The following is an 18,998-nucleotide window of genomic DNA, read 5'->3' as shown; positions in this document are numbered from 1 at the left end:
GTTCACCCCTCCGATTGGTTCGACGGCGCGACGGGCCCGTGCGAGTCGGCGACCATCGGGGGCGGATCGGCGACCAATCGCGCCAGAACCGCTGCGACCGCCTCGACGGCAGGATCGACCGCGGCACCTACCGGGTCGGACAGGCCGATGCCTTCTGCTACCGAGTCGACCTGGCAGCCGACGACGACGGTCGGTGGCAGGGTTCCGCCCAGCGCGCGAACGCTCGCGAACACGGCGTCGGGGTTCATGGCGTGCGCGTCGAGCTGCGCCGCGCCCGCTGGGTCGGGTTCGGCGTGGAAGACCGCGAGAGTACCGGGTGCGCCGCGGTCGGGGACGGCGTCGACGAGCACCAGCGCGTCCCACGGATCGAGCAGGTCGTAGGCCAGGTGCATGCCACGGATGCCGTAGTCGACCACGCGCACGGTCTCGCCGTGCGGCGGTAGTCGCCGCACCACTTCGGGTCCGAAACCATCGTCGCCGAGGAAGATGTTGCCGATCCCCGCCACGAGCACTCGCGCCGTCATCTCACATCCGGCGGATCTTCAGATAGCGCTGGACATCCGGTATCGAACGCACGCCGAGCACCGCGGCGGCCACAGCCACCACGGCGGCCACCGCCACCGCGAACATTCCTATCGTCGTCATGATCGACCTCTTCTCTCATTCTCGTGGGCTGTCGAGCGGTTCGATCTCCTCCGGGGCGAAATACAGGTACCGGCCGTACCATTCGTGCAGGTCGGCGGCGGGGTCGTCCTCGATGACCACGCCGACGTGGGATTGCCCGTCGACATCGGCGTGCACCGAGACGACCTTGGCGGTGCGCCCGTCGTAGAACAGGTCGTGGGCATCGGCGCGCCGAGACGGATGCAAACGCACCCTTGTCCCGTTGCGGACCCGGATCGCGCCGACCATGATCGCGTCGGCATCGGGGCGAACAGCGTTGTCGGCCAACGGGTCCCACCAGTCGACACCGTCGGGTACCTCAGGGATCAGCGCGGCCTGCTCGGCGTGCGGGTTCCGCAGGACACCGTGCAGCTGCTGCAATGTCTCCGGTGTCATCGCGTCGCAGCGGTCGATGATCTGCGCCGCCCGCTCGTCGGTCGCGCGGGCCTGGGCCTTCTCCTCGTCGGTCATGGTCATCACGCGCAAGGTGAGGATCTCGTCGATCTCGGTGGAGTCGAACAGTGGCCCCTCGCTCTGCTCGGCGATCTCGGGGTGGTCGTAGAGAATGATGGGCGAGATCAGCACGATGCTGTGGTCACCGGGTGGCCCGGCCAGCACCGGGAAACACCGGTGCTGCGAGCATCGGGCGACGGCCGCTTCGGCGTCGGGCGGCGGTTCGAGCAGGGAAACGAACCGGGCGCCTTCGGTTTCGGCGATGACGTGCGCGCCGATCAGGGAGCGAGCGATGGCGTCGTGCTGGTCGGTCGCGGGGGTGCCGGTGTTGCGGAGGGTGACACTCAGGCGCAGAAAGCGCTTGTCACGGTCCACGGTCAACTCGACTTCCCCGTCGAGGTGCGCGCGGTGTCGGACCAGTCGTCCGGCCGGTGCACCGTCGGGGCCGGGGATCGCCTCGTGGTCGGTGCCGGCCGGAATCGTCAGCCGCGCAGTCGAATCGGTCAGCGGCAGCGGACCGATCACCTGTTCGCACTCGACCGCCTCGTCCCAGCTGATCCACGATCGGCCTTCGGCGACGAGCTCGGCGACCGGTGTGTGCCCGGCATCCTCGACGGTCCGGCGCTGCAACTGCAGGCACCGTACGGTCAGCGTGACCGAGGCGGACTCCCCCGCGTCGAGCAGACATTGCGCCGACAGTTGCGGTTCCTCGCCGAGTCCGGTCGCGGCCGCCCCGGTGGGGCCGAGGACACCGAACTGCCAGCGCGACTGGTTCTTTCGCGAGTTCGCCCGGTAGGGGTACAGCAGGTAGCCCTCATAGAGCACCGCGTCGGCGACCGCGCGCGCCCTGGCCTGCGACCTGGTCAGCTCGATGCTCACGGGTCCTCCTCGGCGGTGTCGAGCAGGCGCAGTACCGCGTCGTCGAAGCCGAGCATCCCGTGGCTGGATTTGTACGCGGCGAGCGCGTCCAGAGTCTCGCGGTGCAACCGCACCCACCCTGAGTTCGGAAAGTTCGTGGCCATCAGGTCGTCCCAGACCGAGACCGGCATCGCGAACTTGTCCTCCCGGTCCCAGGGAATCTGCTGCACCGCGAAACCCGTGGCGCCCCGGATGAAGACAGTGCCGCTGAACAGGAAGATCAGCGGCACTGTTCCCTCCCGTAGGGCGTGCAGGTATTTGGCGCCGCTCACCTCGAAGTCGTAGGTGCACGGCATCGGCAGGTCCACTTGGGCACCGCCGTGGAAGCCGGGAACCATGGTGGCGCAGTGCATCCAGAGGAAGGAGCGCTGGGTGTCGCGCCAGCGTTCGCGTGGGCCGAACAGGTCGACCAGGCCCGCGCTCTCCTCGTCGGTATAGCTACGGCGGTGCGGTTCGATCCGCACCTGTGCGCGCAGGGCGATGGCGTGCACCGGTTCCTCACCGAGCGCCGCGATGCCGATCCGGGCCGACAGCGTCGGTGTGGCGGCGTAGGGCTCCGGCGCGATGTCGAGCACCGCGAAAGTCGTCGAGTAGGCCGGGCACATCACGCACCACCTGGTCGCGCACGCGCCGAGACCGTGGCGAAGAACTCGTCGAGATACCGGTGCACATCCTGACCGCCGTCGAATCCGCGCCACAGCATCCGCATCCGGCCGACGAATTCGTAGCAGGTGTCGATGGGCAGCAGCAGGCAAGCCGCCTCGGCGGTGCCCCGCTCGGGGACCCGGATCATCAGTGCTTCGACGTCGGGGACCGCGACATCGATCTCGGGGTGCCGGTCGAGCAGGGTGCGCCACTGGTCGAGGGGCAGCTCGGATTCGGTGGCGCCCGCCGGTCCCGGATAGAACGCGACGGTGCGGCCCAGCGCCGAGTTCTCGAAGAAGAACGCCAGGCCCACCGGGATCTCGAGTGCGTCCCATTCACCGTGGCCGATGGTGAAGGTCGGGAAGCGCAGGTAGCGGTCGGGCACCGCGCGGTACCGCAGGACCGCGTTCTGGTCGGTGAACAGCAGGTAGCAGCCCCGGCACACGCATAACAGTTGGCGCCCTTCGACATTCACCACGTGCTGATGCTCTTCGGCGATGGCCTCGGCGCACATCTCACACCGCTCGCCCGCCGGGACGGCGGGTTTGCGGTCGACGGTGAGGCGGCGCAGCACTCCCAGCCCAGAACTCATCCGGCCACCCCCACGGGCACGGCCACCGAGAGCTCCCCGGCGCGTACGAGCACGGGCAGTGGTTCCAGGTGTCCTTCGCCGTCGACTCTGGCACCGGCGTGGACGGCGTCGTAGTGCGCCCGGCAGGTCGGGCAGCGCAGTACGGCGTCACCGACCGGGAAACCCATCCGACGATGCAGTGCCGCGCCGGCGAGCGAGTGGTCGCAGGCGGGGCAGTGATCGCGGTAGACGAACAGGTCATCACCGACCCGGCAGGCGAGCACGGTCTGCCCGCCGATGACGAAGCCGCCGACCTCGCCCGCACCGAGTTCCCCTAGTTCCGGAACCGCTATCCAGCTCCCGTGCTGCGCCTCGACCGGATGGGCGTCGGCGTGCACCCGGGCGAACAACGAATCGGCGGAGATCAAGGCATCCGCCGATTCCGGTTGCGCGGCAGCCACTTCGATCGACGCGATTTCCGGCGCGGCGGCACGCACCGCGTCCTCCACCGCCAGTTCCAGGGTCACCGACGACGAGGGGCAGGTGCGACAACTTCCCGACAGTTCGAGCCGGACAACGCCGTCGGCCACGCCGAGCAGTTCCACGTCACCACCATGAGAGCCCAGGTAGGGGCGCACGCTGTCGAGAGCAGCGCGGACGCGAGTGTCGACGTCGTGCGGATGCAGGCCGTGCACCAGCAGCAGACTCGCGACCAGATCGTCGGCGACGAGCTGCTCACGAACGTCACCATCGACCAGTTCGAGCACGCGTGCCAGCCCGGCACCGTAGAGGTCGGCGACCTCACGCACCAGCTGCTCGGCGCGCTCGCGAGCGACGACGCCACCCGCCGAACTCGCGTCCAGCAGGGTCTCGATCCGGTCGCCTGCGCCGCGCCACCGGTCTGGGTCGAACGCCGCCTCGTCGTGCTCCCCCGGACGATCCGGCATCACCGTTACTCCCCGGTGAGTGTCTGGGTCGGCGAGTGGAGTTTCTCCAGCGACTTGCCGTTGCCGAGGTACATGTGCACACCACACGGCAGGCAGGGATCGAAGCTGCGCACGGTGCGCATGATGTCGATGCCCTTGAAGTGCTCGCGGTCGTTCTCCTCGAAGATCGGCTGGCCCTGCACCGCGTCCTCGTAGGGTCCCGGCGTGCCGAAACTGTCGCGGGGGTTGGCATTCCACGGCGTCGGCGGATACGGGTGGTAGTTCGCGATCTTGCCGTCCCTGATCACCATGTGATGGGACAGGACCCCGCGCACCGCCTCGGTGAACCCACAGCCGATGCTCTCGTCCGGTACCTCGAAGTGCTCCCACGTCTTGGTCCGTCCCGCCCGGATCTCCACGAGCGCCTGCTCCGCGAAGTGCAGCGCACTGGCCGCGGCGTAGGCCTGGAAGTAGGTGCGGGCGCGGTTGCGTTCGATGGTGTTGCTGCCGAACGCGGGGATCTTCCATTCGAAGCTGACCGGGCCCTTCAACGCGGTCTTGGGCAGGTTGATCTGCACACTGTGTCCGGTCGACTTCACGTAGCCGATGTCGACGAGCCCGGCCAGCGCCGTCGACCACAGCCGGGCCAGCGGGCCGCCGCCGGTGTCGAGGGCCAGATGGTCGGTGCCGTCGAACCAGCGCGGCGACATCACCCAGCTGTACTTGTCGTCCATGTCGCGCTTCTGCGGCTTGGGGTTGGTGTGCTGGTTCCAGGGGTGACGCCGGTCGACCGGATTGCCGAGCGGGTCGGTCTTCACGAACATCTCCTGGTCGTTCCAGTCGTCGTAATACGAACTGCCCAAAAGGATTCGGATGCCGAGATTGATGTCGACCAGGGACGTCGTGACCAGTTTTCCGTCGACGACCACGCCGGGGGTGACGAACATCCGCCGACCCCACTCCTCCATGTCCTTGTACTCGAAATTGCACACCTCGGGGTCCTGGAACGAGCCCCAGCAACCCAGCAGGGTGCGCCGCAGTCCGACCTGTTCGTAGCCCGGCAGCGCCTCGTAGAAGAAGTCGAAGAGATCGTCGTGCATCGGCACGACCTTCTTCATGAATTCGACGTAGCGCATCAGGCGCGTCATGTAATCGGTCATCAGCTGGATCGTCGCGACGGTTCCCACACCGCCGGGATACAGCGTCGACGGGTGCACGTGCCTGCCCTCCATCAGGCAGAACATCTCACGGGTGTAGCGGCTGACGTGCAGCGCCTCCCGGTAGAACTCGCCGGTGAACGGATTGAGCGCGCGCATGATGTCGGCGATGGTGCGATAGCCGTGTGCGTCCGAATGCGGCGCGAGCGTGGTCTCGGCCTGCGCGAGGACGCCGGGGTTGGTCTCGGCGACCATCTTCTCGCAGAAATCCACGCCGACCAGATTCTCTTGAAAGATGTTGTGGTCGAACATGTATTCGGCGGCCTCACCGAGATTGACGATCCACTCGCCCAGGTGCGGCGGTTTCACCCCGTAGGCCATGTTCTGGGTGTAGCACGAGCAGGTGGCGTGATTGTCGCCGCAGATCCCGCAGATGCGGCTGGTGATGAAATGCGCGTCGCGGGGATCCTTGCCCCGCATGAAGATCGAGTAGCCGCGGAAGATGGACGAGGTGCTGTGACACTCGACCACTTCACGATTCTCGAAATCGATCTTGGTATAGATTCCCAGGCTGCCGACGATGCGGGTGATCGGGTCCCAGGCCATTTCGACCAGGCTGTCGGGATCGATCCGCTTGTGTGACGGCTCGGGGATGATGGCAGTCATTCCAATCGCCTCCTACCAGGTGCGGGTGGCGCCGGATTCCAGCTTCTCGCCCTTGTGCCGCCATCGCGGCTCCTTGTCCACCGTGCGTCCGGTGATATGGCGCAGACTGCGGATCACCGACCCGTACAGCCCTGATGCCGTCGAGGAGATCTTGCCGCCGGGCGGCTCGTCCATGAACGGCATGAATTTGTCCGGGAATCCCGGCATGGTGCAGCCGATGCAGATGCCGCCCACGTTCGGGCAGCCACCGACGCCGTTGATCCAGCCCCGCTTGGGGACGTTGCATTTGACCACCGGGCCCCAACATCCCAGTTTCACAATGCATTTCGGGGAGCCGTACTCGTCGGCGAAGTCGCCTTCCTCGTAGTAACCCGCTCGATCACAGCCTTCGTGGACGGTGGCGCCGAACAACCATTTCGGGCGCAGCGCCTCGTCGAGGGGAATCATCGGGGCCTGTCCGGTGGCCATGTAGAGCAGGTAGGTCAGCGTTTCGGACATGTTGTCCGGATGGACCGGGCAACCGGGCACGCACACGATCGGGATCCCGGCCTTGGATTTCCAGTCCCAGCCGAGGTAGTCGGGCACACCCATCGCACCGGTGGGGTTACCCGCCATGGCGTGGATGCCGCCGTAGGTGGCACAGGTGCCGACCGCGACCACCGCGGTGGCCTTCGGGGCCAGCCGATCGAGCCATTCACTGGTCGTCATCGGCTGTCCGGTGGCGGGATCGTTGCCGAAGCCGCACCAGTAGCCCTCCTCGTGGAGCTGTTCGTTCGGGATGGAGCCTTCCACCACGAGCACGAACGGTTCGAGTTCACCCCGGTCGGCTTTGAAGAACCATTCGAGGAAATCGTCGGCGCCACCGGTGGGACCGCATTCGAAATCGATCAGCGGCCAGTGCACCGCGATCTGCGGGAGCCCGGGAAGAGCGCCGAGCGCGATCTCCTCGATACTGGGCTGCGTCGCGGCGGTCAGCGCGACCGAATCACCGTCACAACTGAGGCCGGCGTTGATCCACAGCACGTGAATCAGGGCCTGTTCTGCTTTGATTGCTTCCTGGGTAGGCATGGGCTGCGCCACTTTCTGAAGCGGGGCATCGCAGGCTCGCGGGAACCTGCGGTGTGATCCTGATCACGCAAGTCTATGTCGCTGGTGAGTGATCCTCAATAGTTGCTGACCGCTGCCGCCGGAGCCAGTCGTACCACTGCGCCATGCCGGAACCGCTGGTCACCGAGAGGGGCAGGATCTGCGCGTGCGGGTTGATCGACGCCGCGTATTCCCGGCATCTGCCCAGGTCGAAGTCCACATAGGGCAGCAGATCGATCTTGTTGACGAGGACCAGAGACGCCGCGGCGAACATGTGCGGATACTTCAGCGGCTTGTCGGTGCCCTCGGTCACCGAGATCACCACGACTTTGCCGCGTTCACCGAGGTCGAACAGGGCCGGGCACACCAGGTTGCCGACGTTCTCGATGAACAGCAGGGTGCCGGGGGCGGGATCGAGGGACTCGAGCGCGCGGTAGGTCATCTCGGCGTCGAGATGACAGCCCGCGCCGGTGTTGATCTGCACGACCCGACAGCCCGTCGCCCCGATCCGCTCGGCGTCGAGCAGGGTCGCCTGGTCACCCTCGATCACCGCGATCGGTATCTCGGTGGACTCGCGGATCGTGCGCTCGAGCAGGGTGGTCTTGCCCGCGCCGGGTGAGCTGGTCATGTTCAGCGCCAAGATGTCGCGGGCGGCGAGCCAGTCCCGGTTTCGCTGGGCCAACAGGTCGTTCTTGGCCAGAACCTTTTGCTCGAGGGTGATGGTCTCGGTGACCGGCAGATGCACGTGATCATCACCGTGACCATGGCTGTGCCGGTGCGGCTCGTGCTCGTGGCCGTGCTCGTGCTCGTGCTCGTGGCCGTGCTCGTGCTCGTGCTCGTGCTCGTGCGGGAGGGTGATCACCGCGGCGTCGTCGTCGCCACATCCACAGGTTGCGCACATTCTCGGCTCACTTCCATCGAGCGGATTCGGAGTTCGTGCCCGGCTCTGATCTCGACATCGGCGCTGCCGCACTCGCACAGGGCGATCGGCTCGAGCACGGTGAACTCGGCGCCACAGCTTCGACAGCGTGCCCGGCCGGGCACCACGTCGATCTCGAGGCTCGCGCCCTCGGCCAGGGTTTCCTCGGCGGCGAGCTCGAAGCAGAACTGCATCGCCTCCGGAACGACCGCGCACAGCACGCCCACTTCCAGCAGCACGCTGTGCACCCGTGCTCCCGCCGCGTGTTCGCACACGGCGTCGATGACACTCTGGGTGATCGCCATTTCGTGCATCGCAGTCTCGGTTCGTCGAGGGAGGAACCCACCGCTCAGGTTACTCCTGGGCAACCCTCCGACGCGATGGCCGGCCGACGGATGAACCCTCAGCTGAGTCGGTGTTCGGCGAGCAGCGCGGCATCGCCGAGGATGTCGGCGGTGGGGCCGTCGGCGACGACTTCACCGGCGTCGAGGATGACGACCCGCTCGCAGATCCGTTGCGCGTAGGGCAGATCGTGGGTCACCACGAGCATGGTGGTGGGCAGCGACAGCAGGATCTCGGCCAGCTCGCGACGTGCCACCGGATCGAGGTTGGCGGCCGGTTCGTCGAGAACGAGGACCTCCGGTCGGCACGACAGCACCGTGGCCAGCGCGGCGCGGCGGCGTTCCCCGAGCGACAGGTGCGCCGGTGAACGCCCGGCCCTGTCGGTCATCCCTACCGCGGCGAGCGCCTCGCGGACGTGTTCGGCGAGGGCTTCGCCGCGGACACCGAAGTTGGCGGGACCGAACGCGACATCCTGTTCCACGGTCGGCATGAACAGTTGGTCGTCGGGGTCCTGGAACACGACCCCGACCCGCTGCCGGATGGCGCGAACACTGTTGCGGTCCAGCCGCACACCGCCGATGTGCACCTGCCCCGATGTGGCGGTGAGCACCCCGTTCAGGTGCAGCATCAAGGTGGATTTGCCCGCGCCGTTGGGCCCGAGGACGGCCACCCGCTCCCCCGGCGCGATCTGCAGATTCACCCCGTTCAGTGCGCCGGTCCCGTCGGGATAGGCGAAGGTCAGCTCGACCACACGCACCGCCGGCGCCGTCGGTTCGGTCACCGCACCATCCAAGCACCCGCGCAGACAGCGATCGCGGCGGCCGCGGGCAGGCAGCCGAGCAGCCACTGCCTGCCGGTGGCGGGCGGGGTGCCGACATCGGGCACGGTGCCGTCGAATCCGCGCGACAGCATCGCCAGGTGGACCCGTTCGCCGCGTTCGTAGGATCGCAGGAACAGGGTGCCCGCGCCGCGTGCGGTCGCACCGGCTTGGCGCAGGGTGCGTGGGTCGTCGCCGCGGGAGATGCGGGCCAGCCGCATCCGCGCCGCCTCGGCGACCAGCACGTCGACATAGCGCAGCATCAGGACCACGATCATGACGATCGTGCCGGGCACGTGCAGCCGCGTCAGCCCTTCGGGCAAGGAGCGCACGCTCGTCGTCGCGGCCAAGGTCAGTGAGATGCCCACGCCGATAGTGCCTTTCGCGATGATGCCCCACGCTGCGTAGAGGCCGGTCACCGACAGCGACAGCCCGAAGATGTCGGTGCGGGGTTCCCCGGCGGCGAAAGGCAGCAGGACCGCCAACACGACGAACGGCAACTCGATGAGCAGACGCGGCCCGATCCAGCGCAACCCGATTCCCCACCACCGCCACAGCGCCACCAAGCCCAGGGCATAACAGCCGAACGGCCACAACAACTCTCGTGGTGTCGCCACGACCGCGAACACCGCAACCACCGCGCACACGATCTTGACCTCGGTCGGCGCCCGATGCGCCGGTGAATTCTCCGCCAGATACAGCCGGTGGACCGCGGCGCTCACCTACTCCGGCTCCGCATCCGACCGCGCCGCGACGTCGTCGCGCCGACCCCCGGAACGCGATCCGCTTCGGCCGATCCGGACCACCGCGAACAGCACGGCGAAGGCGACCCCGACGCCGACCACGCCTGCCGGACCGGCCAGATCACTGTTGCCGTCGATCGCGTAGTCCGCCAGCGGAGAACCGGCGAACCGGTGTTCCTCGGCGCTGCGCGCGATGCACTCACCGTGCAGTTCCTCGGCCCCGTTCACCTCGACCGTGGCGCACCCGCGTCGAGTGGTGGCATCGAGACCGTCTGGCTGTGAACTCGCGGCATAGGACAGCCCGCCGGCGACGAGCACCGCGGCCGCGGCGAACACCCACAGGAAGCCGGTGAAGGACAGCCGCAGACGAACGGGAGACGCCGACGTGGACACCGGCCCAGCGGCACGCAGAACATAGACCAGATCCGGTCGTGCGCTCACCACCGCCACCACGGTGACCGCGGTGATGATGCCTTCACCGATCCCGATCAACGCGTGGGTGAAGAACATGTACCCCGCGACCGCCCCGACCGTGGAGCCCGCGGCCCCGCCGATTGCGTACTCGACGACGAAACCCATCGCGGCACACAGGGTTCCGACGAACGCGGCGGCGAATGCCACGACACCCACCCCCGTGTCGCTGCGCCGCCGCAGCACCGCTGTCCCGGCCCGAGCGACAAGGTATCCCGCGCCGACACCGATCAGGGCCATATTCGTGATGTTGGCGCCGAGTGCGGTCAGCCCGCCGTCGGCGAACAGCAGCGCCTGCACGACCAGCACCACCGCCACGCACAACGCGCCGAGGTAGGGCCCGACCAGAATCGCGGCCAGCGCCCCACCCAGCAGGTGCCCACTCACACCGGGCAGGATCGGAAAGTTCACCATCTGGACCGCGAAGATGAACGCGGCCACCAGCCCGGCCATCGGCGCCGCGCGCTCGTCGAGTTCGGCGCGCGCCCGCCAGCTCGCGAGCCCGAGCCCCACCGCCGCGATCCCCGCGAAGATCAGCGACGTCGGCGCATCGACGATCCCGTCGCTCATATGCATTGCCACGGTGCTGCCGTTCACCTATCAGAACACTACGCCCTTTATCTGTCCAAGTGAACAGATAAAGGAATGTCCGACCGCGATATCAGTCCGGCTGCGACAGGGGTGGATGCGACTAGAATTCGATGATGGAGCGCCGCAGCGAAGCCGCGCGCAGCCGTGGCGGGGGTGACCGCCGTTCGCCCTTCGACCGGTTCGTCGAACAGGCCGAACTGCGCGTGAGTCAGGCTCCGTTCTTCTTCATCTGCGCTGGAATCGTCACGGCGTGGCTGATCAGCTTGCCGTGGTGGACGGACCTCAAAACGTGGCAGGTTGCCATTCACACCGTTGCGAGCGTTTTCACGCTGCTGTTGGTGGTGCTGCTCGAAAACGCCGGCCGCCGCGCGAGCGAGGCCGCGCAAGAGAAACTCAATGTCATCGCCGAGGCATTGGCCGCGCTCCTGGAATCCTCCGCGTCCACTGATCCCGAACTCCGGGCGGCCGCGGATCGGCTACGAGAAGCTGTCGGGCTCGAAGAGCGCCACTGACTGGAGGAACCCTCGACACCGCCTCGAAAGGAAGCGCGCCATGACCTCAGCCACCGAATTCGTCGGCGTCCGCTATCTCGTCGATGACGTAGAAGCCGCCATCGCGTTCTATACCGGTCATCTCGGTTTCACCGTGCACATCAACGCCGCACCCGCCTTCGCCGACGTCATCCGAGGATCATTGCGCCTCTTGCTGTCCGGACCGGCAAGTTCCGGTGCGCGTGTCACCCCCGCCGACATCGCCACTCCCGGCGCCAATCGCATCCACCTCGTCGTCGAAGACCTCGACGCCGAGATCACCCGCCTCAGGAACGACGGCGTCGAATTCCGCACCGAGACCGTCACCGGTCCCGGCGGAAGCCAGATCCTGCTCGCCGACCCCGCCGGCAACCTGATCGAGTTGTTCCAACCCGCCGAGCACAGGCCCACGGCGCCAGAACAGCATCGATGATCTGGGCCTCGCGGTCGTGGTCCTCGAGGCGCTCGTCTACCTCGCCCGCCGCACGCTGATGCCCAGCGATCTCGATAGAAGTCGAATACTCGAACTGCGCGAGCTCAGCCGATGCGGTCGACACTGCGAAATCGGTTCAGTGCCAGCGCGCCGAGGACCAGCGCGACCAATCCGAACACCATGGCGGCCCAGGCCCCGACTATCCCGTTGCCGGTACCTGGGCCGCCCTCGGCGGTGGCCGCGAACCAGCTCCCCAGAGCCAGGCTGATCAGCCCTGAGACCAGCGTCAGCACTGCCTGGTTCCGGATGTTGCCGGGACCGTTTCGGCCGACCCGAGCCAACACACGGACGCCGAATACCACGGCGATCAGTCCTAGCAGCGCAGTCGAGGTGGGTCCGAGTCGACCGGAGGTCAGTCCGGTGGCGGCGGCACTGTGGTGGATCGAAGCTGTGGCTGGTGCAGCAACCGCGATACTTGCGAACAGCGCTGTTGCAACGACGGCAGGGAGATTGCAGGCGGACATCGGGTGCTCCTTCAAACGTTCGGTGGCTCGATTCCGCTTCATCATGTCCGCCTATCGCATCGCCGATCATCCGGCAGGCGTGGACAATTCGCGCTGCCATCGGTGCGGCAGCCGACTGCCGCATCTGCCGTAGCCGCTGCGGAATTACTGCGTTCGTAGTAGACGATTGATCGTCTGTCCGCCGGATTTGCTGCCATGCGATTGCGGCTAGGGTGCACCCATGAGCAGGGCGCGGATCGACATCGCGGACGGGGCGGTCGCCGTCGCGGTCACGGCCGTGCTGCTGGGCACCGGGCTGAGTGCACACCGTGACCCTGCCGATCTCGACGTGCTGGGCTATGCGCTGTTGACGATCGCCGGGCTCTCGCTCGCGATGGCCCGCCAGGCTCCTGTCGCCGTTCTGGCGATGTCGGGTTCGGCTGTGCTGGGTTATCAGGCCACCGGTTTCGATGTCCCCGCGATCGGGTTCCTGGTCGCGGTGTACGCCACAGTCCGGGCCGGGCAGCGACTGGTCGCGGTGGCGGGTTCGATACTGCTCGTGCTCACGCTGCCTTTCGCAATGCTGCTCGCCCACCCCGACTGGGCTGTGGGCGAGGCATTCACCCACGCACGCGATGCGCTGCAACTGGCCTGGCTGGTCGCTGCCGGCGCGGCCGGCGAGGCGTTGCGCCAAGCCGAGCGGCGCGCCGAAGAAGCCGAACGCACCCGCGAGGAGACCGCACGACGCCGCGCGGACGAGGAGCGGTTGCATATCGCACGGGAACTGCACGACTCGCTCACTCACCAGATCTCGGTCATCAAGATCCAGTCCGAGGCCGCGGTACACGTCGCCCACAAGAAAGGCGAACACGTGCCCGAGACACTGCTGGCGATCCGGGAAGCCGGCCGGGAAGCGGCCCGGGAACTACGCGCGACATTGGAAGCCTTGCGCGAGGACGTCAACGCATCTCGGCACGGACTCGGCCACGTTCCAGAACTGGTGGAACGTGCTCGCGCAACGGGTTTGGACGCCACGTTGACCATCACAGGAGAAAACCCGACGTTACCGGCCGCGCTGGACCGCACCGTCTACCGAATCGTGCAGGAATCGCTGACCAACATCTCCCGGCACGCACACGCCGTGACGGCCTCGGTCCGCATCGACTCCCGCCCCGACGCGGTGATCGTGCGCGTCGATGACGACGGTGGATTGCGGCCGGGCAGCGGGGCGGTACACGGTGTCGGCCTACTCGGAATGCAGGAACGCGTCACCGCTCTCGGCGGGCGCCTGCACGCCGGGCCCCAGCCAGAACGCGGCTTCTCCGTCCACGCCGAACTGCCCGTTGATCCCTCATGATCCGTGTCCTGCTCGTCGACGACCAGCCATTGATTCGCAGCGGATTCCGGGCTCTGCTCGACCTCGAAGACGACATCACAGTGGTGGCCGAGGCCGCCGACGGAAGCGAGGCCCTGGCTCTGGCTCGCCAGTACCTACCCGACATCGCGCTCATCGACATCCAGATGCCCGTCCTCGACGGTATCCAGGCGACACGGCAGATCGCGGCAGACCCCGCATTGGCCGAGGTGCACGTTGTCATCCTCACCAACTACGGCCTGGACGAGTACGTCTTCCACGCTCTGCGGGCAGGCGCCGCCGGATTCCTCGTCAAAGACATTCTGCCGGAGGACTTTCTGCATGCCGTTCGCGTCGCTGCCCGCGGTGATGCGTTGCTCGCACCCTCGATCACCCGTCGGCTGATCAACCGGTACGTCTCTCAGCCGCTGAGCACTGACAATGCGACAAAGCTGAACGAACTGACCGGCCGTGAACGCGAGGCCGTCACCCTCGTCGCCCAAGGCATGTCCAACGAGGAGATCGCCGACCGTATGGTCATCAGCCCGCTCACCGCGAAAACCCATATCAACCGGGCTATGACCAAACTCCACGCCCGCGACCGCGCCCAACTCGTCGTCTTGGCCTACGAATCAGGGCTGGTCGCTCCGCGAAATCTCTGAGGTAGGGCGCCAACCGCGATGCGCGATAGTTCGGCATTACCGGATGCTGGCGGACCCAACTGAAGAGGGATAGCGCAGGTTTCGAAGTTCCTGCCACCAGCGGTGCCGTACGCGGGCACAACCGCCGAGTGCCACATTGCGTCCTGTCGAAATTTGTCTGCACTGATCAAGTTGCTCGCGATGTGGGTGCCGATGTCGGCCAGGGCATGACGGTCAATTCGGGCCACTGTTGGAGCCAGCGGCTGGCCTTGGCCTCATAGACGGTGCGCGGCGCGAGGACCGGATTGGGACGGACGATGAGGTTGAACACGTCCGACAGCCCGTGTGGGGCGTACACACGCCAACGCCCGCCAGGTTGTTCGAGGCGAACTCCCAGGCAGCAAGTGGTGGCAGCGAAGGAGTCGATCGCATCCTCGGTGGACCGGTGGGCAGGACATGGCGTCCCGAATTTCGGCTCGTACCAGAGATGAACACGTGCCTCGTTGCGGATCTCCACCTCGGCGGGGATATCGGCGAAGACCTGCTTCGCCGACTGGATTACCGCGTCTTCGGCCTCCCAGGACAAATCAGCGGAGTCGAAGTAAAACAGGTCGTAGTCCTTGATGCCTTCGCCGGGTCCCCGGCCGGTGACTGTGTTCCAGACGGTCTGGAACAGGCAGCCCGCCGTGAGATACCAGCCGGGCAATTCCAGCGATGCCGACAAGGTCAGCACCTCCGTCAGTACTTCGTTGTGCGAGAGTGCCTCTCGGAATGCGTCGAGTTGTTCATCGACAGGCAGCTGGCCGATCATCACCTATGCCTACCACCCGCCCCGGGACACCACGCACAGTTCTTCGTTGTCCCCATGAGCACCCTCCCCCTTACCAATAGCCAACCGTCCCAATACAGCTCGATCCTCCGACAAGTTCGGACTTGATGCATAGGCATCAACTCCACAAAACGCCCGCCGCGGCCGAGTTCACCGTCGAGCGCTCCACTTTGCACGGCCGCGATCCACTACACCCGGTGCCCTGGACCGAGAAGTCCATGTCGGCTTCAATCGCAGCCTCGCCATGAGCGTGCACGCCGACTGCATTCACCGCTGCGAAGGGCCGGGGCCTGCGTGCCGGTCGAGAGTCTCGAGTGCGGCTGCCAAGCGGGCCGCGGCGTCCGCGGCAACCGGGCGCAGTCGCGCGTCGCTGGTGACCTCGACCATGAGCTCGGGGTTCATGGCTTCGACGTGGATCAGCTCGGTGTCGTGCGGATCGCGGCGCACGACGACATTGCAAGGCAGCAGCAGTCCGATCTGGCGGTTGATGCCGACCGCCTGGTGCGCCAGAGGCGGATTGCAGGCGCCGAGGATGCGGTAGTCCTCCATATCGTGGCCGAGTTTGGCCTTGATCGTGGCCGCCATGTCAATGTCGGTGAGGATGCCGAATCCTTGCTCGGCCAGAGCTTCCCGGACCGCGTCCACGGCGCGGTCGAAGCCGGTGTGCAATGTGGTCGACAGGGCGATGTCCATCACGTAATCACCTTCCTTGCGTAAGATTTCAGGAGAGTTCGGGTGAGCAGACGCCCGAGGTGATCCCCGCGCGGCGCATGAGCAGCGTGGCCGGGCACCAGCCCACCGCGCTGTAGAGCAGCAGGTTGGCTCCCACCAGTGCCGGCACGATCAGCCACCACGCCGATATCGTCGCGGCCGCCGCGGTGCCGACCAGGACCAGGGTCCCGGCCAGCAACGGCACCAGCCGGGCAATGGTCCAGCTTCTGCCGGTCAGCGGTGAGGTCGACATGGATCTCCCTTTCTCGGATCCGCCCTCGCCCAGGATGGTTCCCGGGTCAGGCCAGGGCGAGGAACAGTTTTTCGAGTTCGGCGACGGTCAACGGGTCACCGGACTCTTTCGATTCATCGAGGCATTCACGGAGCCCGGTGGCCAGGATCTTGAACCCCGCCCGGTCCAGGGCGCGTGAGACCGCGGCGAGCTGGGTGACCACGTCTTTGCAGTCACGGCCCTGCTCGATCATGGTGATCACCCCGGCGAGCTGTCCGTGTGCCCGGCGCAGCCGGTTGAGAACCTGGGCAATGCTGTCTTCGTCGCCGACCACGGCATTCTCCTTCATATCCGTCCGACCACCCACAATACCCCCGGGGGTATTGCTGCAGGTGTGTCAGTGATGAGCGAAACTGATTCGCGGAAGCACCCGACGCATCCAGGCCGGTGACCACCAGGCCGCGCGCCCGGTGAGCCGCAGGATGACCGGCAGCAGGACCAGCCGGACGATAAGGGCATCCAGCAGGACCGCGACACCGAGGATGATGCCCATTTCCTTCGGCGGCAGCGGCTCGGCGAGGGCGAAGGTGAAGAACACCGCGACCATGACCGCCGCCGCAGCGAAGATGACCCGCCCGGAATGGGCCAGCCCTTCCACCGCCGCGGTCCGGGCATCCCCGGTGCGTTCGAACTGTTCTTTGGCGCTTGCCAGCAGGAACACGGTGTAGTCCATCGCGATCGCGAAGATCATGGCGAAGAAGAACACCGGACCCCACCCGTCGAGGAATCCTTGCGGGGTGAATCCCAGCAGCCCGGCGCCGTGGCCGTCCTGGAAGATCAGCTTCGCCACCCCGAACGCCGCGGCCGTGGAGCCGAGGCTGACCAGGGTCCCCAGGAGGGCGATCAGCGGGGCCTGCAACGCGACCAGCAGCAACACGAACCCCAGCACCAGAATCACCGAGACAACGATCGGCAGATAGTCGTTCAGGGCCTGCTGCAGATCCAGGTTCTCCGCGGGCGCGCCGCCGACCAGGGCTTGGTCGGGCAAGCGATCCCGCAACTGCTCCAGCACTGTTCCCATGCGCTCGTCGGAGGGATCCATGTCGGGCAGAGCCTGCATCATGACCCACCCGGAATCGTCGGCGGCGGGTTGCGCGGGCGTCACCATCGCGATTCCGGCGCCGGCCGCCGCCTTGACGGTGCTGTCGGCCTGCTCGGCGGGGGTGATGACCTGTAGCGCGCCGGGCGCACCGGCACCGAGCTGGCGCTGGACCAGCTCATAGCCCTGACGCACCGGTGCCTCGTCGGGTACCACCTGGATCGAGGGCATCGCGACCTTCAACCCGAGCACCGGCAGCGCCAGCACGATCAGCACACCGGCCCCGGCGATCGCGAACGGCCACGGACGCTCGTGTAGCAACCGGCCCCACCGAGCGAACCATGGCGAGCGGTGCTGCTGACGGGTCGCATACGGCAACGCCGCCGCATTGATCCGGCCCCCGAGCGCGCCGAGCGCGGCAGGCAGCAACGTCAGTGTCGCGGCCAGCACGAACGCGACCGCGAGCATGATCCCCACCGCCATCGTGCGCACCGCAGGCGCCGGCACCAGCAGCACCGCCGAAAGGCTCACCAGCACAGTCAAACCCGACAACACCACCGCCTTGCCCGCGGTGGCCATCGTCTCGGCGACCGCCCGCCGCGCATCAGTGGTCCGGCTCAGTGCATCACGGAACCGGGCCACCATGAACAGCGCATAGTCGATACCCAGCGCGAGGGCGAACATCATCGCGAAATTCATCGCCCACACCGAAATCGGGGTCACCTGGTTCAGCAACACCAGCCCACCAGCCGAGGCCACCAACCCGGCCACCGTCAGCAACAGTGGCAAACCCGCCGCGACCAGCGAACCGAATGCGAGCACCATGATCAGGAGCGTGACCGGCCATGAAAACAGCTCTGCCTGGATCATCGCGTCGTGATTGGCCTTGTTGAAATCGCTCCACAACGCCGAGGCTCCCGTCGGATATACCTCGATGCCGTCACCTGAGAGCGCGGTCAACGCTGCCTTGTGCTCGTCGACAGCCCGCACCATGTCATCGGTCGACGCGTTCGCCCCCGCGATCAGAATCCCGGTGTGCCCGTCCGGGCTGATCGTCATCCCCGGTTGCGGGTCGATGATCGCTCCGAACCGGGAATCACCGGCGATTACCGCAGCCACCTCGCTCAGTGTTGTCTGCATCTGCAGATCGGAGACCCGCGCGGTATCGGAATGCACTACGACCTGCAGCGCCGCCGAGGAATTACCACCGAAATGCTCCTGAGCCAACTCCCTGGCCTGCACTGATTCCGAACCGTTGGCCTGCCATCCTGCACCGGCCAACGAACTGAACACACTCGGCGCCGCAGAGCCCAGCGCGATGAGCGCCACCAGCCATATCCCGAACACGACCCGAGCGCGACCGGCCATCACGGACCCCAGACGTGCCAGCACCCCTGCACTCGTCTGCCCGGGCCCAGCCATGCCCGGCGGCCGCGCTGTCTTCGTCTCCGTCATGTTCCTTCACCTCTCGAGCACTAGGTCTTGTCCGAAGCCGAACCTATACCCCCGGGGGTATAGGTTTTCCCGGTCCACGTTATACCCCCGGGGGTATATAAATCGATGAGCTGTCCACCACACCCGATACCCAGCCCCGGAACAGCCGATCCAGATCTCCGAGTTCGCCCGGTCCTTCACCGGCGGTCTATGAGCACGTTCGCCGACTGTCCCGCGATTCCCTCTTAGCTGCAGCCACCTGCT

Annotated in this window: 23 protein-coding genes and 1 pseudogene; 4 read left to right on the top strand and 20 right to left on the bottom strand. The window is 66.6% G+C overall.

The genetic code is table 11. The annotated features are described in order from the left end of the window. Positions 1 to 2 precede the first annotated feature (2 nt). From ACFVVI_RS06615 to ACFVVI_RS06550, 14 genes and pseudogenes are all read right to left on the bottom strand, one after another. Positions 3 to 524, bottom strand: coding sequence for a hydrogenase maturation protease (locus ACFVVI_RS06615; protein WP_387443744.1), 522 nt, complete (start codon positions 522 to 524; stop codon positions 3 to 5). 1 nt (position 525) lies between these two features. Further along, the gene (locus ACFVVI_RS06610; protein WP_378987304.1) at positions 526 to 645 is read right to left on the bottom strand and encodes a DUF6893 family small protein; all 120 of its coding nucleotides are present in this window, start codon (positions 643 to 645) and stop codon (positions 526 to 528) included. A 15-nt stretch (positions 646 to 660) separates the two neighbouring features. Further along, the gene (locus tag ACFVVI_RS06605; protein ID WP_387444480.1) at positions 661 to 1,983 is read right to left on the bottom strand and encodes a hypothetical protein; all 1,323 of its coding nucleotides are present in this window, start codon (positions 1,981 to 1,983) and stop codon (positions 661 to 663) included. A gap of 8 nt (positions 1,984 to 1,991) precedes the next feature. Continuing rightward, on the bottom strand, positions 1,992 to 2,639 hold the full coding sequence (locus tag ACFVVI_RS06600; protein WP_378987310.1) for a DUF6084 family protein: 648 nt from the start codon (positions 2,637 to 2,639) through the stop codon (positions 1,992 to 1,994). Continuing rightward, entirely contained in the window at positions 2,639 to 3,271 is a 633-nt protein-coding gene (locus ACFVVI_RS06595; protein WP_378987313.1) for a DUF5947 family protein, read from the bottom strand. Before ACFVVI_RS06595 ends, ACFVVI_RS06600 begins: the two co-directional genes overlap by 1 nt. Continuing rightward, positions 3,268 to 4,197 (bottom strand): NifU family protein, encoded by a 930-nt coding sequence (locus tag ACFVVI_RS06590; protein WP_378987316.1) that lies wholly within the window; start codon positions 4,195 to 4,197, stop codon positions 3,268 to 3,270. The genes ACFVVI_RS06595 and ACFVVI_RS06590 overlap by 4 nt, the downstream gene beginning before the upstream one ends. A gap of 5 nt (positions 4,198 to 4,202) precedes the next feature. Next, on the bottom strand, positions 4,203 to 5,999 hold the full coding sequence (locus tag ACFVVI_RS06585) for a nickel-dependent hydrogenase large subunit (RefSeq protein WP_379314902.1): 1,797 nt from the start codon (positions 5,997 to 5,999) through the stop codon (positions 4,203 to 4,205). A gap of 12 nt (positions 6,000 to 6,011) precedes the next feature. Then, on the bottom strand, positions 6,012 to 7,067 hold the full coding sequence (locus tag ACFVVI_RS06580; RefSeq protein WP_301907654.1) for a hydrogenase expression protein HypE: 1,056 nt from the start codon (positions 7,065 to 7,067) through the stop codon (positions 6,012 to 6,014). A gap of 73 nt (positions 7,068 to 7,140) precedes the next feature. Continuing rightward, positions 7,141 to 7,986: a hydrogenase nickel incorporation protein HypB gene (gene hypB, locus ACFVVI_RS06575; protein ID WP_387443741.1), complete on the bottom strand. Its 846-nt coding sequence runs from the start codon at positions 7,984 to 7,986 to the stop codon at positions 7,141 to 7,143. Beyond that, positions 7,944 to 8,318, bottom strand: coding sequence for a hydrogenase maturation nickel metallochaperone HypA (locus ACFVVI_RS06570; RefSeq protein WP_387443739.1), 375 nt, complete (start codon positions 8,316 to 8,318; stop codon positions 7,944 to 7,946). Before ACFVVI_RS06570 ends, hypB begins: the two co-directional genes overlap by 43 nt. Before the next feature lie 89 nt (positions 8,319 to 8,407). Then, positions 8,408 to 9,127: an energy-coupling factor ABC transporter ATP-binding protein gene (locus ACFVVI_RS06565; protein WP_387443737.1), complete on the bottom strand. Its 720-nt coding sequence runs from the start codon at positions 9,125 to 9,127 to the stop codon at positions 8,408 to 8,410. Then, a complete protein-coding gene (gene cbiQ, locus ACFVVI_RS06560) occupies positions 9,124 to 9,885 on the bottom strand; it encodes a cobalt ECF transporter T component CbiQ (protein ID WP_387443736.1) in 762 nt (253 codons plus the stop codon). The genes ACFVVI_RS06565 and cbiQ overlap by 4 nt, the downstream gene beginning before the upstream one ends. Beyond that, complete coding sequence (locus tag ACFVVI_RS06555) at positions 9,886 to 10,242, bottom strand: PDGLE domain-containing protein (RefSeq protein ID WP_387444478.1); 357 nt, start codon at positions 10,240 to 10,242, stop codon at positions 9,886 to 9,888. A gap of 66 nt (positions 10,243 to 10,308) precedes the next feature. Further along, a pseudogene (locus tag ACFVVI_RS06550) lies at positions 10,309 to 10,974 on the bottom strand (energy-coupling factor ABC transporter permease); the annotation flags it as partial. Between the two features lie 107 nt (positions 10,975 to 11,081). Between ACFVVI_RS06550 and ACFVVI_RS06545 the strand changes: the two are divergent. Further along, positions 11,082 to 11,480 carry a low affinity iron permease family protein gene (locus tag ACFVVI_RS06545; RefSeq protein ID WP_378987334.1) on the top strand — a complete coding sequence of 133 codons (399 nt, stop codon included), beginning with the start codon at positions 11,082 to 11,084 and terminating at the stop codon, positions 11,478 to 11,480. A 40-nt stretch (positions 11,481 to 11,520) separates the two neighbouring features. Continuing rightward, positions 11,521 to 11,931: a VOC family protein gene (locus tag ACFVVI_RS06540; protein WP_378987337.1), complete on the top strand. Its 411-nt coding sequence runs from the start codon at positions 11,521 to 11,523 to the stop codon at positions 11,929 to 11,931. 104 nt (positions 11,932 to 12,035) lie between these two features. Here ACFVVI_RS06540 and ACFVVI_RS06535 read toward each other — a convergent pair whose 3' ends face one another. Then, positions 12,036 to 12,455, bottom strand: a complete 420-nt coding sequence (locus ACFVVI_RS06535; RefSeq protein ID WP_387443734.1) for a DUF6223 family protein — start codon at positions 12,453 to 12,455, stop codon at positions 12,036 to 12,038. Between the two features lie 220 nt (positions 12,456 to 12,675). On the opposite strand from ACFVVI_RS06535, the gene ACFVVI_RS06530 reads away from it, so the two are divergent. Both ACFVVI_RS06530 and ACFVVI_RS06525 read left to right on the top strand, forming a co-directional pair. Further along, a complete protein-coding gene (locus ACFVVI_RS06530; protein ID WP_387443731.1) occupies positions 12,676 to 13,791 on the top strand; it encodes a sensor histidine kinase in 1,116 nt (371 codons plus the stop codon). Further along, a complete protein-coding gene (locus tag ACFVVI_RS06525) occupies positions 13,788 to 14,450 on the top strand; it encodes a response regulator (RefSeq protein ID WP_387443729.1) in 663 nt (220 codons plus the stop codon). Before ACFVVI_RS06530 ends, ACFVVI_RS06525 begins: the two co-directional genes overlap by 4 nt. 166 nt (positions 14,451 to 14,616) lie before the next feature. Here the strand turns inward: ACFVVI_RS06525 and ACFVVI_RS06520 are convergent, their stop codons facing one another. From ACFVVI_RS06520 to ACFVVI_RS06500, 5 genes are all read right to left on the bottom strand, one after another. Next, the gene (locus ACFVVI_RS06520) at positions 14,617 to 15,240 is read right to left on the bottom strand and encodes a nucleotidyltransferase family protein (RefSeq protein WP_387443727.1); all 624 of its coding nucleotides are present in this window, start codon (positions 15,238 to 15,240) and stop codon (positions 14,617 to 14,619) included. A 285-nt stretch (positions 15,241 to 15,525) separates the two neighbouring features. Continuing rightward, positions 15,526 to 15,951, bottom strand: a complete 426-nt coding sequence (locus ACFVVI_RS06515; protein ID WP_379314207.1) for a DUF302 domain-containing protein — start codon at positions 15,949 to 15,951, stop codon at positions 15,526 to 15,528. Between the two features lie 28 nt (positions 15,952 to 15,979). Continuing rightward, positions 15,980 to 16,222 carry a DUF2892 domain-containing protein gene (locus ACFVVI_RS06510; RefSeq protein WP_378987349.1) on the bottom strand — a complete coding sequence of 81 codons (243 nt, stop codon included), beginning with the start codon at positions 16,220 to 16,222 and terminating at the stop codon, positions 15,980 to 15,982. A gap of 46 nt (positions 16,223 to 16,268) precedes the next feature. After that, positions 16,269 to 16,535: a metal-sensitive transcriptional regulator gene (locus ACFVVI_RS06505; protein WP_378987352.1), complete on the bottom strand. Its 267-nt coding sequence runs from the start codon at positions 16,533 to 16,535 to the stop codon at positions 16,269 to 16,271. Between the two features lie 63 nt (positions 16,536 to 16,598). Then, entirely contained in the window at positions 16,599 to 18,755 is a 2,157-nt protein-coding gene (locus ACFVVI_RS06500) for an MMPL family transporter (protein WP_387443724.1), read from the bottom strand. Positions 18,756 to 18,998 lie beyond the last annotated feature (243 nt).

Source organism: Nocardia sp. NPDC058114 (assembly GCF_042884695.1).
In the GTDB taxonomy this organism is placed as follows: domain Bacteria; phylum Actinomycetota; class Actinomycetes; order Mycobacteriales; family Mycobacteriaceae; genus Nocardia.
The sequence above is the reverse complement of the archived record's forward strand: the minus strand, read 5'-3'. Positions and strand labels throughout refer to the sequence as shown.